The organism is Nonomuraea deserti, from assembly GCF_004348685.1.
In the GTDB taxonomy this organism is placed as follows: domain Bacteria; phylum Actinomycetota; class Actinomycetes; order Streptosporangiales; family Streptosporangiaceae; genus Nonomuraea; species Nonomuraea deserti.
On the sequence record NZ_SMKO01000016.1, the window covers coordinates 48,047 to 65,756 of the forward strand.

Below are 17,710 nucleotides of genomic sequence, written 5' to 3' on the forward strand. Positions count from 1 at the left end.
TTGATGTGTATGGCGGGATCCCTTGTCAAGACCTGAGGACACGTTGGACGAGTCGGCACGTTTGATGACGGTGCTGCGCCCGGTCCGGGCCGGCAACGCCTTCGAGGAGACCGTGGAACGCCTGCTCCAGGCGATCAAACTCGGCCTGGTCGCGCCGGGCGACAAGCTTCCCCCCGAGCGCGAGTTGGCCGTCAGGCTCGGCATCAGCAGGGTGACGCTGCGCGAGGCCATCCGCGCGCTGTCCGACGCCGGCTACCTCGACGTGCGCAGGGGCCGCTACGGCGGCGCCTTCGTCACGTACGCGCCGCCCGAGCCGGACGCCGGCCACCTGCGCGAGGCCGTCAAGGAGATGGGCATGGCCGACCTGTCGGACGCCCTCACGTTCCGCCTCGCGGTCGAGTGCGGGGCGGCCCAGGTGCTGGCGATGTCCCGGCCGGCGGAGGAGCAGCGGGCGGTGCTCGTCCGCCGGCTCGCCGACGTGAACGAGGCCGGCCTCGACGACTACCGCCGGCTCGACACCGCCTTCCACCTGTCGATCGCCGAGCTGACAGGCTCATCCCTGCTCGCCACGACCTGCGCCGACGCCCGCTCGCGGGTCAGCGACCTGCTCAACGCCATTCCCATGCTCCAGGTCAACCTCGACCATGCCGCCGTGCAGCACCAGGCCATCGTCGACGCCATCCTGGCGGGCGAACCCGACGCCGCCCGGCAGGCGGTGGCCGAGCACCTGGAGGGCACGGCGGCCCTCCTGCGCGCGTTCCTGGCCTGAGGATCGCTGCCGGTTACGCGCATATGGGGCTCGCGGGCTCGTAGCATCAGTTCCAGCATCATGGGGAACTGGTTCCAGCACACCATCGTCGCCACAGGACGGCTGCCGCTGTTCTGTTACTTCGTGGCGCTCATCGTCGCCTTCATCGCCACGCGCATCAACGTGCGCCTGATCAGGGCGAAGATCGGCTGGTTCCGCAACGTGAGCGTGGGCGAGATGCACATCCACCACGTCGTGTTCGGCGTCGTGCTGATGATGGTCGGCGGGGTCGCCGGCTTCATCGTCTCGCCCGGGTCACAGGTGGGCACGGCGGCCGCGGCGTGCGTGTTCGGCATCGGATCGGCGCTGGTGCTGGACGAGTTCGCGCTGATCCTGCACCTGCACGACGTCTACTGGGAAGAGGAGGGGCGCACCTCGGTGGACGCCGTCTTCATCGCGGTCGCCGTCACCGGCCTGCTCCTCATGGGGCTGCGCCCGCTCACCTGGGACTACGGCACCCTGCTCAACCCGGCCGTGCTCATCATCGCCAACCTGGCGCTGGCCGTCGTCACCCTGCTCAAGGGCAAGATCTGGACCGGGATGGCAGGGCTGTTCGTCCCGCCCATGCTGCTGGTGGGCGCGCTGCGCCTGGCGCGGCCGGGCTCGCCCTGGGCCCATTGGTTCTTCACCAAGCAGTCACCGCGCAAGATGGCCAAGGCGATCCACCGGGAGGAACGCTGGCGGCGGCCGGTGATCCGGGTCAAGATCGCCTTCCAGGAGTTCCTCTCAGGGCGGCACGATCTGCCGTCCACGCGGCGCGGGCGTCGGCATACTTGAGACATGGCGCCTCCTTCTCTGTTCGAAGGGCCGGGGGAGAAGGTGCAGCAGCGTCTGCTGCATGCTGTGCTGCCCGTGTGCGACCGTTACGGCCTCGTGCTCCCACGCGATGAGGGCGCACGGGTTCACCGGTCGCCCGAGCGGAAACCTCGACTTCGCCACGGCCGCGGAGCTGCCCCTGCCCCTCGTGGTCGAAGGCGTCCTCGGAGCGTTCCAGGAGGCCGGGCTGCACGCGTCGATGATCGAGGTGACACCGCGTACGGGGCGGTTGACGGTCGAGGCCGCCGGCGAGAGCCGCCCGTTCGGCCTGTTGCGCGAGGCGCTCGGCGTCGGCCGGTCGCCTGCGGGATGGTGCGGGTGCTGAGCGTGGAAGACGCGTCGAGCTCATCGCGGACGACGAGTTGGAGGCCTACGGGGTGGATCCGCGCCGGATCGGGGAGATTCGGCGGTTCGCGCATGCGTGGGTGGAGGACATCAGGCTGCGGCGGGTCGACGACGGTGACGCCGATGTGGACGATCCCGATTTGCCGGACATCGACTGATTTTCTGCCATAAAGCGCCCGCAAGGTCACAAGGTCGTCCCTGGGTCCACGCCGCCGGAGGGATGACACCACGAGGCGGCCACCGAGCGTAGGGCCAGGCCCGCTCCCCGGATGTCGTCTCCTCCTCACGAAGGAGGTGTCAACCAAAGTTGACATACTCAGGTCGTCAATTTAGGTTGACCCTGGCGGATCGGTGCCGATCGAGGCTTCCCGTTCGTTGGAGCGAAGTCGAGAAATGTCGTGAAAGGGGTTGCGGTGGTCAAGGAGTTGCTCGCCTACGTACGCCCGCACAGAAAGGTCCTGTTCCTGGGCGGGCTGCTGGGCCTGATCGGCTCGGTGGCGGGTCTGGCGATGCCGTTGCTGGCCAAGTACGTCGTCGACGCGTTCGGCCAGAACACGTCGATGGCCGGGCCGCTGTTAGGGCTCACCGCCGCGGTGCTGGTGGGCGCCGTCGTGTCGGCCGGTGGCAGTTACCTGATGGAGCGCACGGGCGAGGGCATCGTGCTCGGCGCCAGGCGCGGGCTCGTGGACCGGATGTTGCGCCTCAAGGTCGCCGACGTCGACCGGCTCAAGCCCGGCGACCTGATGTCGCGGGTGACCGGCGACACGACGCTGCTGCGCGCCGTGCTGACCAACGGCATCGTCGAGTCGGTGAGCGCGGCGTTCATGCTGGTCGGGGCCATCGTCATGATGGCGGCCATGGACGGCGTGCTGCTGCTGATCACGCTGCTCGTGGTGGTGGTGATCGGCGGGCTGGTCGCGCTCATCATGCCGAAGATCCAGCGGGCCCAGACGCACGCCCAGGAGGCCGTGGGCGAGATGGGGGCCGTGCTGGACCGGGCGCTGCAGGCGTACAGGACGGTGAAGGCGAGCGGCGCGGAGGAGCGGGAGATCGCCGAGGTGGGCGAGGCGGCGGTGCGCGCCCGTGACAGGGGCCTGCAGGTCGCCGGGTGGACGTCGCTCGCGGGCGTGGCGACGTGGATGGCGGTGCAGATCGCGTTCCTGTGCGTGCTGGGCGTCGGCGGGTCGAGGGTGGCCTCCGGCACGCTCGAGGTGTCGTCGCTGATCGCGTTCCTGCTCTACCTGTTCTACCTCGTGCCGCCGATCGGGCAGCTGGTCCAGGGCGGTGTGCAGCTCCAGCAGGGCCTGGCCGCGCTCAAACGGATCAAGGAGATCGAGGAGCTGCCGGCGGAGCCGACCGAGCCGGTCCGCGTCGCCCGGGGCAGCGTGGAGCCGGTCGGGGTGACGTTCGAGGACGTGGTGTTCCGGTACGGCGAAGACCGGCCGATCGTGCACGACGGGGTCACCTTCGAGGTGCCGCCCGGCGGGCTGACCGCGCTGGTGGGGCCGTCGGGGGCGGGGAAATCGACGGTGTTCGCCCTGCTCGAACGTTTCTACGACCACCAGGGCGGCACGATCAGGATCGGCGGCCGCGACATCCGCGACTGGCCGCTGGGCGAGCTGCGGGCCGCGCTCGGCTACGTCGAGCAGGACGCCCCCGTGCTGGCCGGCACGTTGCGGGAGAACCTGCTCTTCGCCGCCAGGGATGCCACCGACGAGGAGCTGCACCGCGCGATCGCCCGCACCCGGCTCGACGACCTGGTGGCCAGGCTGCCCGAAGGGCTGGAGACGGCGGTCGGGCACCGCGGCGTGCTGCTGTCCGGCGGCGAGCGGCAGCGCGTCGCCATCGCCAGGGCGCTGCTGCGCAAGCCCCGGCTGCTGCTGCTCGACGAGGCCACCTCGCAGCTCGACGCGGTCAACGAGCTGCGGCTGCGCGAGGTCATCGCCGAGGTGGCCGCGGAGACCACGGTGCTGGTCATCGCGCACCGCCTGTCCACCGTGACCAACGCCGACCGGATCGTGGTCATGGAGGGCGGGGGCGTACGCGCGGTCGGCACGCACGACGAGCTGGTCGGCCTGGATGACCTCTATCGCGAGCTGGCCGCCACCCAGTTCCTGGTGAGCTAGCCGATGTAGTCTGCGGGTGACATTGATGAATGCTCTCATTCAGGAGGGTCACCATGAGCCGCAGCGTGCGCGCGCCGCGAGGCACGACGATCACCGCCAAGGGGTGGCCGCAGGAGGCGGCGCTCCGCATGCTCCAGAACAACCTGGACCCGGAGGTCGCCGAGCACCCCGAGCAGCTGGTCGTCTACGGCGGCTCGGGCCGCGCCGCACGTGACTGGCCGTCGTTCGACGCGCTGGTCAGGACGCTGACGACGCTGGAGGGTGACGAGACCCTGCTGGTGCAGTCGGGGCGCCCCGTGGGCGTGTTCCGCACCCACGAGTGGGCGCCCCGGGTGCTCATCGCCAACTCCAACCTGGTGCCCGACTGGGCGAGCTGGGAGGAGTTCCGGCGGCTGGAGGCGGCCGGCCTCACCATGTACGGGCAGATGACCGCCGGCTCGTGGATCTACATCGGCACGCAGGGCATCCTCCAGGGCACGTACGAGACGTTCGCGGCGGTCGCCGACAAGCGCTTCGGCGGGTCGCTGGCCGGGACGATCACGCTGACGGCCGGGCTCGGCGGGATGGGCGGCGCCCAGCCGCTGGCCGTCACCATGAACGGCGGCGTGGTCATCTGCGTCGACTGCGACCCGCGCTCGGTCGCCCGCCGCATCGAGCACCGCTACCTCGACGTGGCCGCGGAGTCGCTGGACGAGGCGCTGCGGCTGGCCTACGAGGCGCGCGACGCCCGCAGGCCGCTGTCGATCGGGGTGGTGGCCAACGCCGCGGAGGCGGTGCCCGACCTGCTGGCCCGCGGCGCGGAGATCGACATCGTCACCGACCAGACCTCGGCCCACGACCCGCTGATGTACCTCCCGGAGGGAGTGGCCTTCGAGGACATGGCGGCCGAGCGCGACAAGGACCCGGCCGGGTTCACCGAGCGGGCGCGGGCCTCGATGGCCCGGCACGTGACCGCCATGGTGGGCTTCAAGGACGCCGGCGCGGAGGTGTTCGACTACGGCAACTCCATCCGCGGCGAGGCCCGGCTGGCCGGCTACGAGCGGGCGTTCGACTTCCCCGGGTTCGTGCCGGCGTACATCAGGCCGCTGTTCTGCGCGGGCAAGGGCCCGTTCCGGTGGGCCGCGCTGAGCGGCGACCCGGCGGACATCGCCGCCACCGACCGGGCGATCCTGGAGCTCTTCCCCGAGAACGAGGCGCTCGCCAGGTGGATCAGGAAGGCCGGCGAGCGGGTGCACTTCCAGGGCCTGCCCGCGCGCATCTGCTGGCTGGGATACGGCGAGCGCAACCTGGCAGGTGAGCGGTTCAACGACATGGTGGCGTCCGGCGAGCTGAAGGCGCCCGTCGTGATCGGGCGCGACCACCTCGACAGCGGGTCGGTGGCCTCCCCCTACCGCGAGACGGAGGCCATGGCCGACGGGTCCGACGCGATCGCGGACTGGCCGCTGCTCAACGCCATGCTCAACACCGCCTCCGGGGCCGCCTGGGTGTCCATCCACCACGGCGGCGGCGTCGGCATCGGCCGCTCCATCCACGCCGGTCAGGTGACGGTCGCCGACGGCACCCCGCTCGCCGGCGAGAAGCTCGACCGGGTGCTCACCAACGACCCGGGCACCGGCGTCATGCGCCATGTCGACGCGGGCTACGAGGAGGCGGCCACGGTGGCGGCGGAGCGCGGCGTCCGCATCCCGATGCGCGAATCCTGAGTGACTCCTGATGCCGATGTGGGATGAGAACGCCAGGTTCACGGCGTTGGAGGAGGCGTGACGGGCGCATATCACAGCGGGCTGGACAGGTTGCTCGACGGTCGCAGGCTCTCACCGGTGCAGCGGAGGATCGCGCACTATCTGTCGGAACACCTGGAGGAGGCCATTTTCCTGTCGAGCGTGGAGCTGGCCGAACGGGCCGGGGTGAGCCAGCCGTCCGTGACCAGGTTCGCGATGGTGCTCGACTTCGCCGGCTATCCGGAGCTGCGGCAGGCGCTGCGCCCGCTGGTGCTGGGCGGGCCGCCGGAGGGCCGGCAGGAGAGCCTCATCAAGGGAGCCATCGACCGCGAGATCAGAAACCTGACCTCGGTGCGCGACCGGCTGCCGTCGCTCCCGCTGAAGGAGCTGGGCGAGTGCCTGGCCGCCGCCGAGCCGCTCCCGGTGCTGGGCCTGCGCGTGTCGGCGGGGCTGGCCACCACGTTCGCCTACTACGGCCGGCGCGTCCACCCGGACGTGCGCCTGCTCACGCACGGCGGCTCGGAGCTGATCGACGGCCTGCACGCCGCCCGCCGCGCCGGTGCGGAGTGGCTGGTGGCCGTGGTGCTGCCGCGCTACCCGGTGGAGGCGATGGACGCCCTGGAGTACGCGGACAAGCTCGGCTACCGGGTGGCCGCGATCTGCGACCGGGCCGACTTCCCCGCCGAGGTGGTGCTGGACGCACCGGTCGGCGACCGGCTGGTGTTCGACTCCCACGCGGCGCCGCTCGCCCTGGCCATGGCCCTGGTGGAGGCCATGGCCGACGCGGCGCCGCTGCGCACCCAGGCGCGGCTGGAGGAGTACGAGCGGATGACGGACGAGACCGGCACGTTCCTCACCGGCGATCTGCCCTGGCGATCGCCATGACCTGATCGAAGGTCCGAGTGCCGGCCCGTGCCGATCACGCGAAGACGACGGCGTCCCGGGCGGACCGGAGCCCGTACACCCTCTCGTTGCTGTAGATGGCCAGGCGCTTGCCGTCCCAGAGCGCGCTGGTGCCGAAGTGCCTGAAGCTGGAGGTGCCGGTCAGATCGTGCAGGGACGTGGTCGAGCTGGAGGGCAAGGCCATGAGCGGGGTGTCCTTGCCGGTGGCGGGGTCGATGGCGACCACCAGCCCCGGCACGCCCGCCCATGGTTGGTGCCTGCGGCCTCTTTTCATCCGGGGAAGGGCTTCCTGGTAGGCGATGATCTTCCCGTCGACGACCGTGATCACGCCGAGCGTCCGCGCGGGCAGTGACGCAGGCTCGGGGCGGCCTGGTCGCAGGGCGAGGTGTCGCCGATGGTTCCCTCCCACACCGTGACGTGCTCGCCGGACTCCCGATCGACCTTCCAGACCTCCGCGTCGCGACTCCTCCCACCATGGGTGATCATGACGACGAGCGGATCGGCGGAGAGCACCTGCGCGATCTCGGCCCCCGCCTGCGGTGACGACCACCGCCACACACTCTCGCCCGCCTCGTCGAACGCCGCCGGACGGCAAGGGGTACTCCCAGGCGATCGTGCCCGTGGCGATCTCTGAGGAGACGACCTTGCCCGCCTTCCTGTGCACGAAATGCGTCCGCGTGAACCAGGCCGCTCCCTGGTGCGCCATCACGGCATACGGGCCCGGATCGGGGGTCGTGCGCACCTTGACGTCGGCGATGCCCAGCTTCTCCGCAGCCGCCGACCACGCCCGGTAACCGCCGGTCCCTTCGGGAACGACGTCGAACCGCACATACATGACGCCGGCGACGACCAGGACGATCCCGAGCAGGGAGACGGCGACGACGGGGCCTGTCATGCGATGGCGTCAGCGTGTCGGAGGCTGACGGTACGGCTGCCCCCCACGGCTGCCGGTGAGGCCCGTGCGGCGGAGCGTGGTTCATGGAGCTCCTCGTGCGATCGACACCCCGGCAAACTATGTCCCGCTGGTATGCCGGCGGTATGTCGGCCCGCTGGGGGCGTCTAACCGGCGATCCTCCGTAGCGAGCGCATCGACCAGATCGTGGTGAGCACCGCCAGCACGACGAACAGCCCGAACGCGACCGGGATCGACGAGTCGGACAGCCGCCCGGCGAACAACGCCCGCCCGGCCTCGACCGCGTGATAGAGCGGGTTGATCGGGGCCAGCGTCTTCATCCAGTCGGGCGCGAACGAGATCGGCACGAACAACCCGGCCAGCAACATGATCGGCAACATGAACAGGTTGAGCGTCTGCGACATGCCGTTCTCGTCGCGCACGGTCAGCGCCAGCCCCTGCGACAATCCCGAGGCGAACAACCCGGTGGCCGCCATGAGCAGCAGCACCAGCACCAGCTCGACGGCCCCGATGCGCACGCCCATCGCGATCGCCACGACCAGCACCAGGATCGCCTGGCACACCAGCACGACCATGTCCTTCGCCACCCGCCCGAGCACGATGGCCGGCCGCCACGCGGGACTGACGGCGTAGCGCTCGAGCGAGCCGTTGCGCAGCTCGGCGATCAGGCCGAACCCGGAGAACAACGAACCGAAGACCGCGATCATCATCATCGACGCCGGCGTGAACACGCGCAGCGCGTCGACGGTCGTGCCGCCCGGCGTCATGGTCTTGAGCAGCGGCGCGAACATCAGCAGGTAGAGCACCGGCTGCATGATGCCGAACAGCGGCCAGACGGGATTGCTGAACGACTTCTTCAACTCGTAGCCGGTGAACAGGACGGTGTGGCGGATCATGAGTCGGCTCCAGCGTCACGAAGGGTGCGGCCGGTCTTGGCCAGGAAGACGTCGTCGAGGGTGGACCTGTCGAGCGCGATCGAGCTCAGCCCGATCCCCTGCTCCTCCAGCGCCCGCAGCAGCGCGGGCAGCGTGTGCTCGCCGTCGTCGACGTAGACGCGCAGCACGTCCTCGTCGACGCGGGTCTCGCGGGCCAGCGGCTTGAGCGTGTCGGCGGCCCGCTCGAGGTCGTCCGCCCTGAGCGTGATCACGTCGCCGGACACCTCCCGCTTGAGGTCGCCGGGGGTGCCCTCCGCCACCACCTCGCCGTGGTCCACGATCATGAGCCGGTCGCACAGCGCGTCGGCCTCGTCGAGGTAGTGGGTGCTGAGCAGCACGCTCGTGCCCGCCTCGCGCAGCTGCCTGATGCGCTCCCAAAGGTTGGCGCGGTTCTGCGGGTCGAGTCCGGTGGTGGGCTCGTCGAGGAAGAGCAGCGGCGGGCTGTGCACCAGCCCGATCGCGATGGCCACGCGCCGCTTCTGCCCGCCGGAGAGCGTACGGCCCGGGCGGTCGGCCATCTCGGTCAGGTCGAAGCGCTCCAGCACCTCGGCCGTGGCCCGCTTCGGGTCGGTCACGTTGTGGATCTTGGCGGCCATCACGATCTGGGCCCTGGCGCTCGTGGTGTCCTCCACCCCGCCGGCCTGACTCACGTAGCCGAGGTTGCGGCGGACCGCGGCGGGCTCCTTGAGCAGATCGTGGCCGGCGATGAGGGCCTTGCCCGCGTCGGGGGCGATCAGCGTGGAGAGCATGCGGATGGTGGTGGTCTTCCCGGCGCCGTTGGGGCCGAGCACGCCGAAGATCTCGCCCTTCTTCACCTCCAAGCCGACGCCGCGTACGGCCTCGACTGTCTGTGTGCCTTTCCTGCTTCTGGTGGTGAACGTCTTGCGCAGGCCGTCTGCCTGAATGATCATGGGGGGTTCCCGCTCCTTACAGGGCGACGCGTCCGCCTCGGGCCTGCCCCCGACCCGGTCGGGCAGGGCTCGCTGCATGGCTCTGGCCAGGCGGAGTTCTCGCCCACGTGCCGGGGGCGCCGTGGCGTCTTCTCGGGCGCCGGAAACGTGTCCGAAGGTCTCCACGCTCATCGTGAGCTGACGCATCCTGCCATACAAGGCGGCCGGAATCTCCCCCTTTTCCGGCCGTCCATGGATCTCGGTGGGCGTCAATAAGCTGAGCCCATGAGTGAACGACCGACGGCGCTGGTCACCGGCGCTTCACGAGGCGTCGGCGCGGCCGTCGCCAGGGCCCTGGCCCCGACGCACGACGTCATGCTCGGCGGCCGCGACGGGGCCGCGCTCGCCGCGGCGGCGGCCGAACTGCCCGGCGCGCAGCCGTGGCCGGTGGAGCTGACGCGGGTGACCCAGGCCGACGTCGAGCACGTCGAGCGGCTCGACGTGCTCGTGCACTGCGCCGGGATCAGCGTGCTGGGCCGGATCGCCGACCAGTCCGCCGACGTGTGGCGCAGGACCATGGACGTCAACGTCGTCGCCGTCGCCGAGCTGACCAGGCTGCTCCTGCCCGCGCTCAGACGGGCCGGCGGCCACGTCGTCTGCGTCAACTCGGGCGCGGGCCAGCGGGTGAACCCCAGCTGGGGCTCCTATTCCGCCAGCAAGTTCGCGTTGAAGGCCCTCGCCGACGCGCTGCGCCTGGAGGAGCCCGCACTGCGGGTCACCACGGTCTACCCCGGCCGTACGGCCACCGACATGCAGCGCGGCGTACGCGAGTTCGAGGGCGGGGAATTCGAGCCGGAGCGATACCTCACGCCGGAGAGCGTGGCGGGGGCGGTGCTGGCCGCCGTCACCGCGGGCCCCGACGCCCACCTCACCGAGCTGACCATCCGGCCCAGGGGCTGAATGGTTCCATTCACTAGAGTGGGGTCATGCTTGAACCACTCGCGCACGTAGGACGGGATCCGGCGACCGGCGGCTACGTCAGGGACGCCTGGTCGCCCGCTGACCTGGAGCTACGCGAATGGTTCGCGGGCGAGGCCGCGCGGAGGGGGCTCGGCCTGCGCGAAGACCGCAACGGCAACCTGTGGGGATGGTGGGGCGACCCCTCGCCGCGGCGGCCCGGCGTGGTCACAGGCAGCCACCTCGACTCGGTGCGCCAGGGCGGCGCGTACGACGGGCCGCTGGGTGTCGTCTCGGCCTTCGCCGCGCTCGACCTGCTGAAAGCGCGCGGCGTCACCCCCGCCGTACCCGTCGGGGTCGCGTGCTTCACCGACGAGGAGGGCGCCAGGTTCGGCGTCCCCTGCATGGGGTCGCGGCTGCTCACCGGCCTCCTTGAGCCCGAGCGGGCGCTCGGGCTCAAGGACGACGACGGCGACACGCTGGCCGACGTCATGACCGGGGCGGGGCGCCGGCCCCGCACGATCGGGCGTGACGACGAGACGCTGGCCATGATCGGCACGTTCGTCGAGCTCCACGTCGAGCAGGGCCGCGGCCTCGTGACCGAGGGCCGCCCCGTGGGCGTGGCCGGCACGATCTGGCCGCACGGGCGGTGGCGGTTCGACTTCCGCGGCCGGGCCGACCACGCGGGCACCACCCGGCTGGCCGACCGCGACGACCCGATGTTGCCGTTCGCCCGCATGGTGCCGGCCGCGCGCGAGCTGGCGGCGCGGCACGGCGTGGTGGCCACGGTCGGCAAGGTCCGCGTCTCGCCCGGCAACGCCAACGCGATCCCCGGTCTCGTCTCGGCCTGGCTCGACGCGCGCGGCCCCGACGAGGCGGCCGTACGCGCCCTCGTCGCGGACCTGACGGCCGAGGCGCCGGCGGACGTGCGGGAGGAGTCGTGGACGCCGGTCGTCGCCTTCGACGTGGCGCTCCGGGACCGGCTGGCCAGGGTGGCCGGAGGCGACACGCCCGCGCCGATCCTGGCGACAGGAGCCGGGCACGACGCGGGAATCCTGGCGACGGCGGGCGTACCGAGCGCCATGGTGTTCGTCAGGAACCCCACCGGCGTGTCCCATTCCCCCGATGAGCACGCCGAACAGGCAGACTGCGAGGCGGGAGTCGTGGCACTCGCGAACGTGCTGGAGGATCTGTGTCGCTGACCTACTGGTGCGAGCAGGCGTGGCTGCCCGACGGCGTCACCGACGGCGTGCTCATCGAGATCGAAGGCGCCAGGATCGCGCACATCGGCCAGGGCCCGCCGGGCTCCGCCGAGCGGCTGGCGGGGCTCACCGTCCCCGGCCTGGCCAACGCCCACTCCCACGCCTTCCACCGCGCCCTGCGCGGCAGCGCCCAGGAGGGCAAGGGCGACTTCTGGACCTGGCGCGAGCGGATGTACACGGTGGCCGCCAAGCTTGACCCCGACTCCTACCTCCGCCTGGCCAGGGCCGTCTACGCCGAGATGGCGCTGGCCGGGGTGACGTGCGTTGGCGAGTTCCACTACCTGCACCACGCCGGGAACGGCCGGCCCTACGACGACCCCAACGCGATGGGTCACGCCCTCATCCAGGCCGCGCGCGACGCCGGCCTGCGCATCGCGCTGCTCGACACCTGCTACCTGTCCGGCGGCATCGGCGCGCCCCTGACCGGCACGCAGCTGCGCTTCACCGACGGCGACGCCGAAGGCTGGGACGCCAGGGCGGAGGAGCTGGCGGAGGCGTACGAAGGGCAGCCCGACGTGGAGATCGGCGCGGCCATCCACTCGGTGCGCGCGGTGCCGCCCGAGCAGATGCCGGTCGTGGCCGAGTTCTCCCACCGCAACGCGGCGCCCCTGCACGTGCACGTCTCGGAGCAGCAGGCGGAGAACACCGCGTGCATCGAGATGTACGCGGCCACGCCCGTCCAGGTGCTGCACGAGCGGGGGGTGCTGGGGCCCCGCTCGACCGCCGTGCACGCCACCCACCTGACCGACGTGGACATCGAGCTGCTCGGCCAGTCGGGCTCCTACGTGTGCATGTGCCCCACCACCGAACGCGACCTCGCCGACGGCGTCGGCCCGGCCCGGGCGGCGGCCGACCGCGGGGCGTCCATCACGCTCGGCTCCGACAGCCACGCCGTGATCGACCTGTTCGAGGAGGCCAGGGCGGTCGAGCTGGACGAGCGGCTGGCCAGTCACGAGCGCGGCCACTGGCGCGCCGACGAGCTCCTCGCCGCCGCCACCGTCACGGGCCACACCTCGCTCGGCTTCCCCGGCGCAGGCCTGCTCGTGCCGGGCGCGTGGGCCGACCTGGTGTCCGTACGGCTCGACTCCGTGCGCACGGCGGGCGCGCGCGGGCTGGAGGCCGTCGTGTACGCGGCCACGGCGGCCGACGTGCACGCGGTCGTCTCCGGCGGCCGGCGCGTGGTCACGGAGGGCCGCCACCTGCTCGGCGACGTCGGTCCCATGCTCGCCGAGGCGATCGGCGCCCTGCGGTGACCGCCGGGTTCTTACGGTGACCGCCCGTACCCCTGCGGTGACCACCCGTACCCCCGCCGACGGCCAGCCGGGCCGAACCCCGGTGACGCCCCCAGAGCGCCGCCCTGCGACGACCGCGTAGATCGGCACCTTGCGAAGACCGACCACCCAGGAGGAACCCATGACGGGCACGACGCTGATCGACGGGATCGGGCTCCTGTACACCGGCGATCCGGAACGCGAGGAGATCCCCGACGCGGCACTCGTCATCGACGACGGCCTGGTCGCCTGGGCCGGGCCCGCGAGCCAGGCGCCCGACGCCGACGAGCGCGTGGACGCCGGAGGCAGGGCCGTCATCCCCGGCTTCGTCGACAGCCACGCCCACCTGGTCTTCGCCGGCGACAGGACCGCCGAGTTCCAGGCCCGCATGTCCGGCGAGCCCTACACCGGAGGCGGCATCAGGACCACGGTCGCCGCCACCCGCGGGGCCGGCGACGCCGAGCTGGCCACCCGCGCCTTCGGCCTGGTGAACGAGATGCTCGCCCAGGGCACGACCACCGTGGAGATCAAGAGCGGCTACGGCCTGTCCGTCGAGGACGAGCGCCGCTGCCTGGAGATCGCCACCGCGCTGACCGACGAGACCACCTTCCTCGGCGCGCACGTCGTGCCCTCCGACATGGACGCCGACGCGTACGTGCGGCTCGTCGCCGGGGAGATGCTCGAAGCGTGCGCCCCCTACGCCAAGTGGGTGGACGTGTTCTGCGAGCGCGGGGCGTTCGACGGTGACCAGACGCGCGAGATCCTGACGGCGGGCGTGAAAGCGGGGCTCGGGGCGCGGGTGCACGCCAACCAGCTGACCGAGGGGCCGGGCGTGCGGATCGCCTGCGAGCTCGGCGCCGCCTCCGCCGACCACTGCACCCACCTCGCGCCGGCCGACGTGGACGCGCTGGCCTCCTCCGGCACCGTGGCGACGCTGCTGCCCGGGGCGGAGTTCTCCACGCGGTCGCCGTACCCGGACGCGCGGCGGCTGCTCGACGCGGGAGCGACGGTGGCGCTGGCGACCGACTGCAACCCGGGGTCGTCGTTCACGTCGTCGATGCCGTTCTGCGTGGCGCTGGCCGTACGCGAGATGCGGATGACGCCGCTGGAGGCGATCAGGGCGGCCACGTACGGCGGGGCACGCGCGCTCCGGCGTACGGACGTAGGCTGGTTGCGGCGCGGAGCCCGCGCGGACGTCGTCATCCTCGATGCCCCCTCCTACGTGCATCTCGCTTACAGACCTGGCGTTCCCCTCGTCCACCAGGTGTTTCACGGCGGCCTCCTCCTTGAGGAGGACATCCATAACCCTCCCTCCGACGTAGTGCTTTAGGGAATCTTTGCCTCTGGCCGGACGTTGGCCCGGTAGGGAACGCAGCTGCGGGAACGAGGTGCCTGGGGATGGCAAGGCCTACGGGGAGTCGCACGCAGGAGCAGCATGTCGCCGATCGCGACCTGCTGGGGACCTATCTGGCCGAGATCGGCCGGGTCCCGCTGCTCACGGCGGAAGAAGAGGTGGAGCTCGCCAAGCGGATAGAGGCGGGACTCTTCGCCGAGCAGTTGCTCGACAGCGGGGGCTCGGAGCCGCGCATCGGGGACGCGGCGGACGAGGAGCTGGAGCGCCTGGCCATTTCCGGTCAGCGGGCGAAGGACGAGTTCATCCAGGCCAACCTGCGCCTGGTGGTGGCGGTGGCCAGGAAATACTCCGGCCGGGGGATGCCGCTCATCGATCTGGTGCAGGAGGGAAACCTGGGCCTGGTCCGCGCCGTGGAGAAGTTCGACTACCGGCGGGGCTACAAGTTCTCCACCTACGCGACGTGGTGGATCAGGCAGTCGGTGGGGCGGGCCATCCACGAGCAGGCGCGGCCGGTGCGGCTGCCCACGCACGCGGGCGAGCAGATGACCCGGTTGATGCGCGTGCGGCGCGACATCCTGGCGGAGTTCGACGCCGAGCCGACCGACGACGACCTCGCCGAGATTCTCGACCTGCCGATCGAGCGGGTGCGGGAGCTGCGGCGGTGGGCGTCCGATCCGGTCTCGCTGCAGCTCGGGGTGGGTGACGAGGACGAGACCGAGCTGGGCGACATGATCGCCGACGAGACGTGGGCGGATCCCGAGCAGCAGGCCATCGACATCCTGGAGCGGGAGCGGCTGAACGAGTGGCTGACCGGGCTCGAGGGCGTCACCAGCGAGATGCTGCGCTGGCGCTACGGCCTGCTCGACGGGCGCGAGCACACGCTCACGGAGGTCGGTGAGCGTTACGGCATCGGCCGCGACCGTGCCCGCCGCATCGAGCGCGACGCGCTGGCCCGTCTGCGCAAGATGGCCACCGCCGCCGCCTGAGCGCCGCCCGCACAACGTCACGACCTGACGGTACTTCCGCGTCCGCTGCCCGGTCCGGCTGACGGTACTTCCGCGTCCGCTGCCCGGTCCGGCTGGCGGCGCCGCGCCGTCACGACGCTGATGCCGCCGCAGAGGCCGATGCGCGACGATGGCACCGCTTCCCATGGGCTACGGCGAGTCCAGCGGGCCGCAGGCACGCGGTGCGGCGCCCGGCCCGAGGGGGTTCCCGGAAAGGGCTTCTCCAGGGCGACGGCGCGTCGGGCAGCGGTCGGCGGGGGCCGCGCGAGGACGGCTCGCGCCGACACCGCCCTGTGGGGCAGGCCGCCGGGCCGGTACTCCGGCCCCCGGGGACGTTTCGCGGCTCAGGTGGCAGGTCCGGCTACGTAGCAGGTCCGGCTACGTGAGGTGGTGGGATCGGCCGTAGGGTCGAGGGCATGCATGTGGAGACGTTGCGCCGCTATCCCGTCAAGTCGATGCTGGGCGAGGAGGTCGTGCGGAGCGAGGTGACCGAGCGCGGGCTCGCGGGGGATCGGGCGCGGGCGGTGCTCGACGTCACCACGGGCAAGATCGCGAGTGCGAAGAACCCGCGGCTCTGGCGCGGCCTGCTGGCCATCGAGGGCGCCCGCGTCCCCGGCGACGAGGAGCTGTCACGGATGCTCGGGCGCGAGGTGCGGGTGATCGACGTGCCGCCGGCCGACGCCGAGTTCGAGCGGTCGGTGCCGGAGCAGGTGCTGGCCGAGGGGATCGAGGCCGAGGTGCCCCACACCGTCGGCACGCTGGGTGGGGCGTCACCGGGCGGCACGTTCTTCGACTTCGCCCCGATCCACCTGATCTCCACCTCCGCCGTGGCGCGGATCGGCGCCCTCAGCCCGCGCGGGCACGTCGACGCCGTCCGCTACCGTCCCAATCTCGTGATCGCGACGGGCGCGGAGGGTTTTCCCGAGAACGCCTGGACGGGCCGGGAGTTGCACGTCGGCGACGAGGTGGTGCTGAGGGTCATCGTCACCACCCCTCGTTGCGCCGTGCCGACGCTGGCGCACGGGCCGCTGGAGCGCGACACCGAGGCGCTGCGCACTGTGGCCAGGCACAACCGGGTGCCGGTGTTCGACATGGGGCCGCAGCCGTGCGCGGGGGTCTACGCGCAGGTGCTGCGGCCCGGTCAGGTCAGGAAGGGCGACCAGGTCCGCCTCGGACGTGTCACGACGTAGAGCCCGGCGCCGATGCGCCTCGAACGTGTCAGGCCGTAGATCTACGTGACGTCCGAGGCGCGTCAGGCCATAGATGTCCATGGCGATCCGGCGCCGGGACGGGTCACACCAGTGGGGTGAGGTGCTCGTCCAGGTCGTCGAGGATCTTGCCGGCGGCCGTGACGCCGATGCCGGTCATCCAGATCTCGTCGTCCACGTGGTGGGCGTGGCCCGACGTGACGGCCTTCAGGTTCTTCCACAGCGGGCCGGCGGTGACCGTGGCCTGTGACTTGGCGGCGGCCTCGCCGTACGCGCAGTAGAAGATCGCGTCACCGTCGGCCTTGGCGATGTTCTCCTGGCTCAGCTTGCCGAAGCGCTTGTCGTCCTGGTCGGCCAGCCGCTGCGCCTCGGGCCGCGGGATGCCCGCGTCGCCCAGCACGATGCCGCTGAACGACTCCGGCCCGTACATGCGGATCTCGGTGGGCATGAAGCGCACGATGCTCACCTCCAGCTTCGCGAACTTGGCGCCGAGGTCCTTGGCGCGGGTCTCGTAGGCCGACAACATCTGCGTGGCCTGCTCCTTCTTGCCCAGCGCCTCCGCGTCGAGCAGGAAGTTCTCCTTCCAGGTGATGCCGACGCGCTCGGTGAAGACGGTGGGCGCGATCTTGCTGAGGTTGTCGTAGAAGGGGGCCTGCCGGAACTTGGAGCCGAGGATGAGGTCGGGTTTCAGCGCCATGATGGCCTCGATGTTCAGCTCCTGGAGGGTGCCCACCGCCTTGGTGGACTTGAGTGCGGGGCCGAGGTATTCGGGCCAGGTCTGGTTCTGGGAGGCCTGCGCGGCGCCGACGGGCGTGAGGCCGAGCGAGATCATGGTGTCGAGCTTGTCGGTGTCGAGCACCACCACCCGCTTGGGGGTCATGGGCACCTTGGTCTCGCCCATGGCGTGCTTGACGGTCCGCGTGGGACCGGACTCCTGTGAGGAGGCGGAACTACCGCAGGCGACGAGGGCGAAGGAGAGCGCGGCGGCGAGGGCCAGGCGGAGACGCATGGGCATTCCTTGATCGTTAGGTTAGGCAAGCCTAAGTATCCCACGCCCCGATAGTGCGTGCCGAAACGGTGCCTGTGCGAAGGCCGAAACGTGCCCGAAACACCCGTACGGCGAGATTCACGAATGTGAAACACACCTGGTCGAGCCACGAAACCCCGGCCGAACACGCTGTGGCCACACGTCACATG

At 71.2% G+C, this 17,710-nt stretch carries 18 protein-coding genes; 13 read left to right on the plus strand and 5 right to left on the minus strand.

The genetic code is table 11. From position 1 onward, the window contains the following. The first annotated feature begins 64 nt into the window (after positions 1–64). From E1292_RS09555 to E1292_RS09580, 7 genes are all read left to right on the plus strand, one after another. The gene (locus E1292_RS09555; RefSeq protein ID WP_132594151.1) at positions 65–769 is read left to right on the plus strand and encodes a FadR/GntR family transcriptional regulator; all 705 of its coding nucleotides are present in this window, start codon (positions 65–67) and stop codon (positions 767–769) included. 60 nt (positions 770–829) lie between these two features. Next, the gene (locus E1292_RS09560) at positions 830–1,585 is read left to right on the plus strand and encodes a hypothetical protein (RefSeq protein WP_132594153.1); all 756 of its coding nucleotides are present in this window, start codon (positions 830–832) and stop codon (positions 1,583–1,585) included. Positions 1,586–1,694: 109 nt separating this feature from the next. Continuing rightward, positions 1,695–1,949, plus strand: a complete 255-nt coding sequence (locus tag E1292_RS53570) for a hypothetical protein (RefSeq protein WP_246090025.1) — start codon at positions 1,695–1,697, stop codon at positions 1,947–1,949. A gap of 52 nt (positions 1,950–2,001) precedes the next feature. After that, complete coding sequence (locus E1292_RS54835) at positions 2,002–2,127, plus strand: hypothetical protein (protein ID WP_281284012.1); 126 nt, start codon at positions 2,002–2,004, stop codon at positions 2,125–2,127. Between the two features lie 240 nt (positions 2,128–2,367). Beyond that, the gene (locus E1292_RS09570) at positions 2,368–4,095 is read left to right on the plus strand and encodes an ABC transporter ATP-binding protein (protein ID WP_220446748.1); all 1,728 of its coding nucleotides are present in this window, start codon (positions 2,368–2,370) and stop codon (positions 4,093–4,095) included. Positions 4,096–4,148: 53 nt separating this feature from the next. Next, a complete protein-coding gene (gene hutU / locus E1292_RS09575) occupies positions 4,149–5,798 on the plus strand; it encodes a urocanate hydratase (RefSeq protein ID WP_220446749.1) in 1,650 nt (549 codons plus the stop codon). A 57-nt stretch (positions 5,799–5,855) separates the two neighbouring features. Further along, positions 5,856–6,701 carry a MurR/RpiR family transcriptional regulator gene (locus tag E1292_RS09580; RefSeq protein ID WP_132594159.1) on the plus strand — a complete coding sequence of 282 codons (846 nt, stop codon included), beginning with the start codon at positions 5,856–5,858 and terminating at the stop codon, positions 6,699–6,701. 34 nt (positions 6,702–6,735) lie between these two features. Here the strand turns inward: E1292_RS09580 and E1292_RS09585 are convergent, their stop codons facing one another. The 4 genes from E1292_RS09585 to E1292_RS09600 all read right to left on the minus strand — a co-directional run bounded on the left by E1292_RS09585 (position 6,736) and on the right by E1292_RS09600 (position 9,478). Further along, a complete protein-coding gene (locus E1292_RS09585; protein WP_132594161.1) occupies positions 6,736–7,047 on the minus strand; it encodes a hypothetical protein in 312 nt (103 codons plus the stop codon). Continuing rightward, positions 7,044–7,277 (minus strand): hypothetical protein, encoded by a 234-nt coding sequence (locus E1292_RS09590; RefSeq protein WP_132594163.1) that lies wholly within the window; start codon positions 7,275–7,277, stop codon positions 7,044–7,046. The genes E1292_RS09585 and E1292_RS09590 overlap by 4 nt, the downstream gene beginning before the upstream one ends. A 501-nt stretch (positions 7,278–7,778) precedes the next feature. Next, the gene (locus tag E1292_RS09595) at positions 7,779–8,528 is read right to left on the minus strand and encodes an ABC transporter permease (RefSeq protein ID WP_132594165.1); all 750 of its coding nucleotides are present in this window, start codon (positions 8,526–8,528) and stop codon (positions 7,779–7,781) included. Then, positions 8,525–9,478 carry an ATP-binding cassette domain-containing protein gene (locus E1292_RS09600; RefSeq protein ID WP_181958205.1) on the minus strand — a complete coding sequence of 318 codons (954 nt, stop codon included), beginning with the start codon at positions 9,476–9,478 and terminating at the stop codon, positions 8,525–8,527. Before E1292_RS09600 ends, E1292_RS09595 begins: the two co-directional genes overlap by 4 nt. Before the next feature lie 264 nt (positions 9,479–9,742). On the opposite strand from E1292_RS09600, the gene E1292_RS09605 reads away from it, so the two are divergent. The 6 genes from E1292_RS09605 (at position 9,743) to E1292_RS09630 (ending at position 16,495) form a co-directional block, all read left to right on the plus strand. After that, positions 9,743–10,417, plus strand: a complete 675-nt coding sequence (locus E1292_RS09605; protein WP_132594167.1) for an SDR family oxidoreductase — start codon at positions 9,743–9,745, stop codon at positions 10,415–10,417. A 26-nt stretch (positions 10,418–10,443) separates the two neighbouring features. Next, positions 10,444–11,616: an allantoate amidohydrolase gene (locus E1292_RS09610; protein ID WP_132594169.1), complete on the plus strand. Its 1,173-nt coding sequence runs from the start codon at positions 10,444–10,446 to the stop codon at positions 11,614–11,616. Then, entirely contained in the window at positions 11,607–12,929 is a 1,323-nt protein-coding gene (locus E1292_RS09615; RefSeq protein WP_132594171.1) for a formimidoylglutamate deiminase, read from the plus strand. Before E1292_RS09610 ends, E1292_RS09615 begins: the two co-directional genes overlap by 10 nt. 160 nt (positions 12,930–13,089) lie before the next feature. Then, positions 13,090–14,277, plus strand: coding sequence for an imidazolonepropionase (gene hutI / locus E1292_RS09620; protein ID WP_132594173.1), 1,188 nt, complete (start codon positions 13,090–13,092; stop codon positions 14,275–14,277). A 68-nt stretch (positions 14,278–14,345) separates the two neighbouring features. After that, positions 14,346–15,287 carry a sigma-70 family RNA polymerase sigma factor gene (locus E1292_RS09625; protein ID WP_132509943.1) on the plus strand — a complete coding sequence of 314 codons (942 nt, stop codon included), beginning with the start codon at positions 14,346–14,348 and terminating at the stop codon, positions 15,285–15,287. Between the two features lie 434 nt (positions 15,288–15,721). Beyond that, a complete protein-coding gene (locus E1292_RS09630; protein ID WP_165974459.1) occupies positions 15,722–16,495 on the plus strand; it encodes an MOSC domain-containing protein in 774 nt (257 codons plus the stop codon). A gap of 103 nt (positions 16,496–16,598) precedes the next feature. On the opposite strand, the gene E1292_RS09635 is transcribed toward E1292_RS09630, so the two are convergent. Further along, positions 16,599–17,522 carry an ABC transporter substrate-binding protein gene (locus E1292_RS09635; protein ID WP_246090026.1) on the minus strand — a complete coding sequence of 308 codons (924 nt, stop codon included), beginning with the start codon at positions 17,520–17,522 and terminating at the stop codon, positions 16,599–16,601. Positions 17,523–17,710: the final 188 nt, after the last annotated feature.

Excerpts from the sequence above, each read along its gene's own strand:
- E1292_RS09555 (WP_132594151.1), top strand. The coding sequence starts at position 65 with ATGACGGTGCTGCGCCCGGTCCGGGCCGGCAACGCCTTCGAGGAGACC.
- E1292_RS09560 (WP_132594153.1), top strand. The coding sequence starts at position 830 with ATGGGGAACTGGTTCCAGCACACCATCGTCGCCACAGGACGGCTGCCG.
- E1292_RS53570 (WP_246090025.1), top strand. The coding sequence starts at position 1,695 with ATGAGGGCGCACGGGTTCACCGGTCGCCCGAGCGGAAACCTCGACTTC.
- hutU (WP_220446749.1), top strand. The coding sequence starts at position 4,149 with ATGAGCCGCAGCGTGCGCGCGCCGCGAGGCACGACGATCACCGCCAAG.
- E1292_RS09595 (WP_132594165.1), bottom strand. The coding sequence starts at position 8,528 with ATGATCCGCCACACCGTCCTGTTCACCGGCTACGAGTTGAAGAAGTCG.
- E1292_RS09600 (WP_181958205.1), bottom strand. The coding sequence starts at position 9,478 with ATGATCATTCAGGCAGACGGCCTGCGCAAGACGTTCACCACCAGAAGC.
- E1292_RS09605 (WP_132594167.1), top strand. The coding sequence starts at position 9,743 with ATGAGTGAACGACCGACGGCGCTGGTCACCGGCGCTTCACGAGGCGTC.
- E1292_RS09610 (WP_132594169.1), top strand. The coding sequence starts at position 10,444 with ATGCTTGAACCACTCGCGCACGTAGGACGGGATCCGGCGACCGGCGGC.
- hutI (WP_132594173.1), top strand. The coding sequence starts at position 13,090 with ATGACGGGCACGACGCTGATCGACGGGATCGGGCTCCTGTACACCGGC.
- E1292_RS09625 (WP_132509943.1), top strand. The coding sequence starts at position 14,346 with ATGGCAAGGCCTACGGGGAGTCGCACGCAGGAGCAGCATGTCGCCGAT.
- E1292_RS09630 (WP_165974459.1), top strand. The coding sequence starts at position 15,722 with ATGCATGTGGAGACGTTGCGCCGCTATCCCGTCAAGTCGATGCTGGGC.
- E1292_RS09635 (WP_246090026.1), bottom strand. The coding sequence starts at position 17,522 with ATGCGTCTCCGCCTGGCCCTCGCCGCCGCGCTCTCCTTCGCCCTCGTC.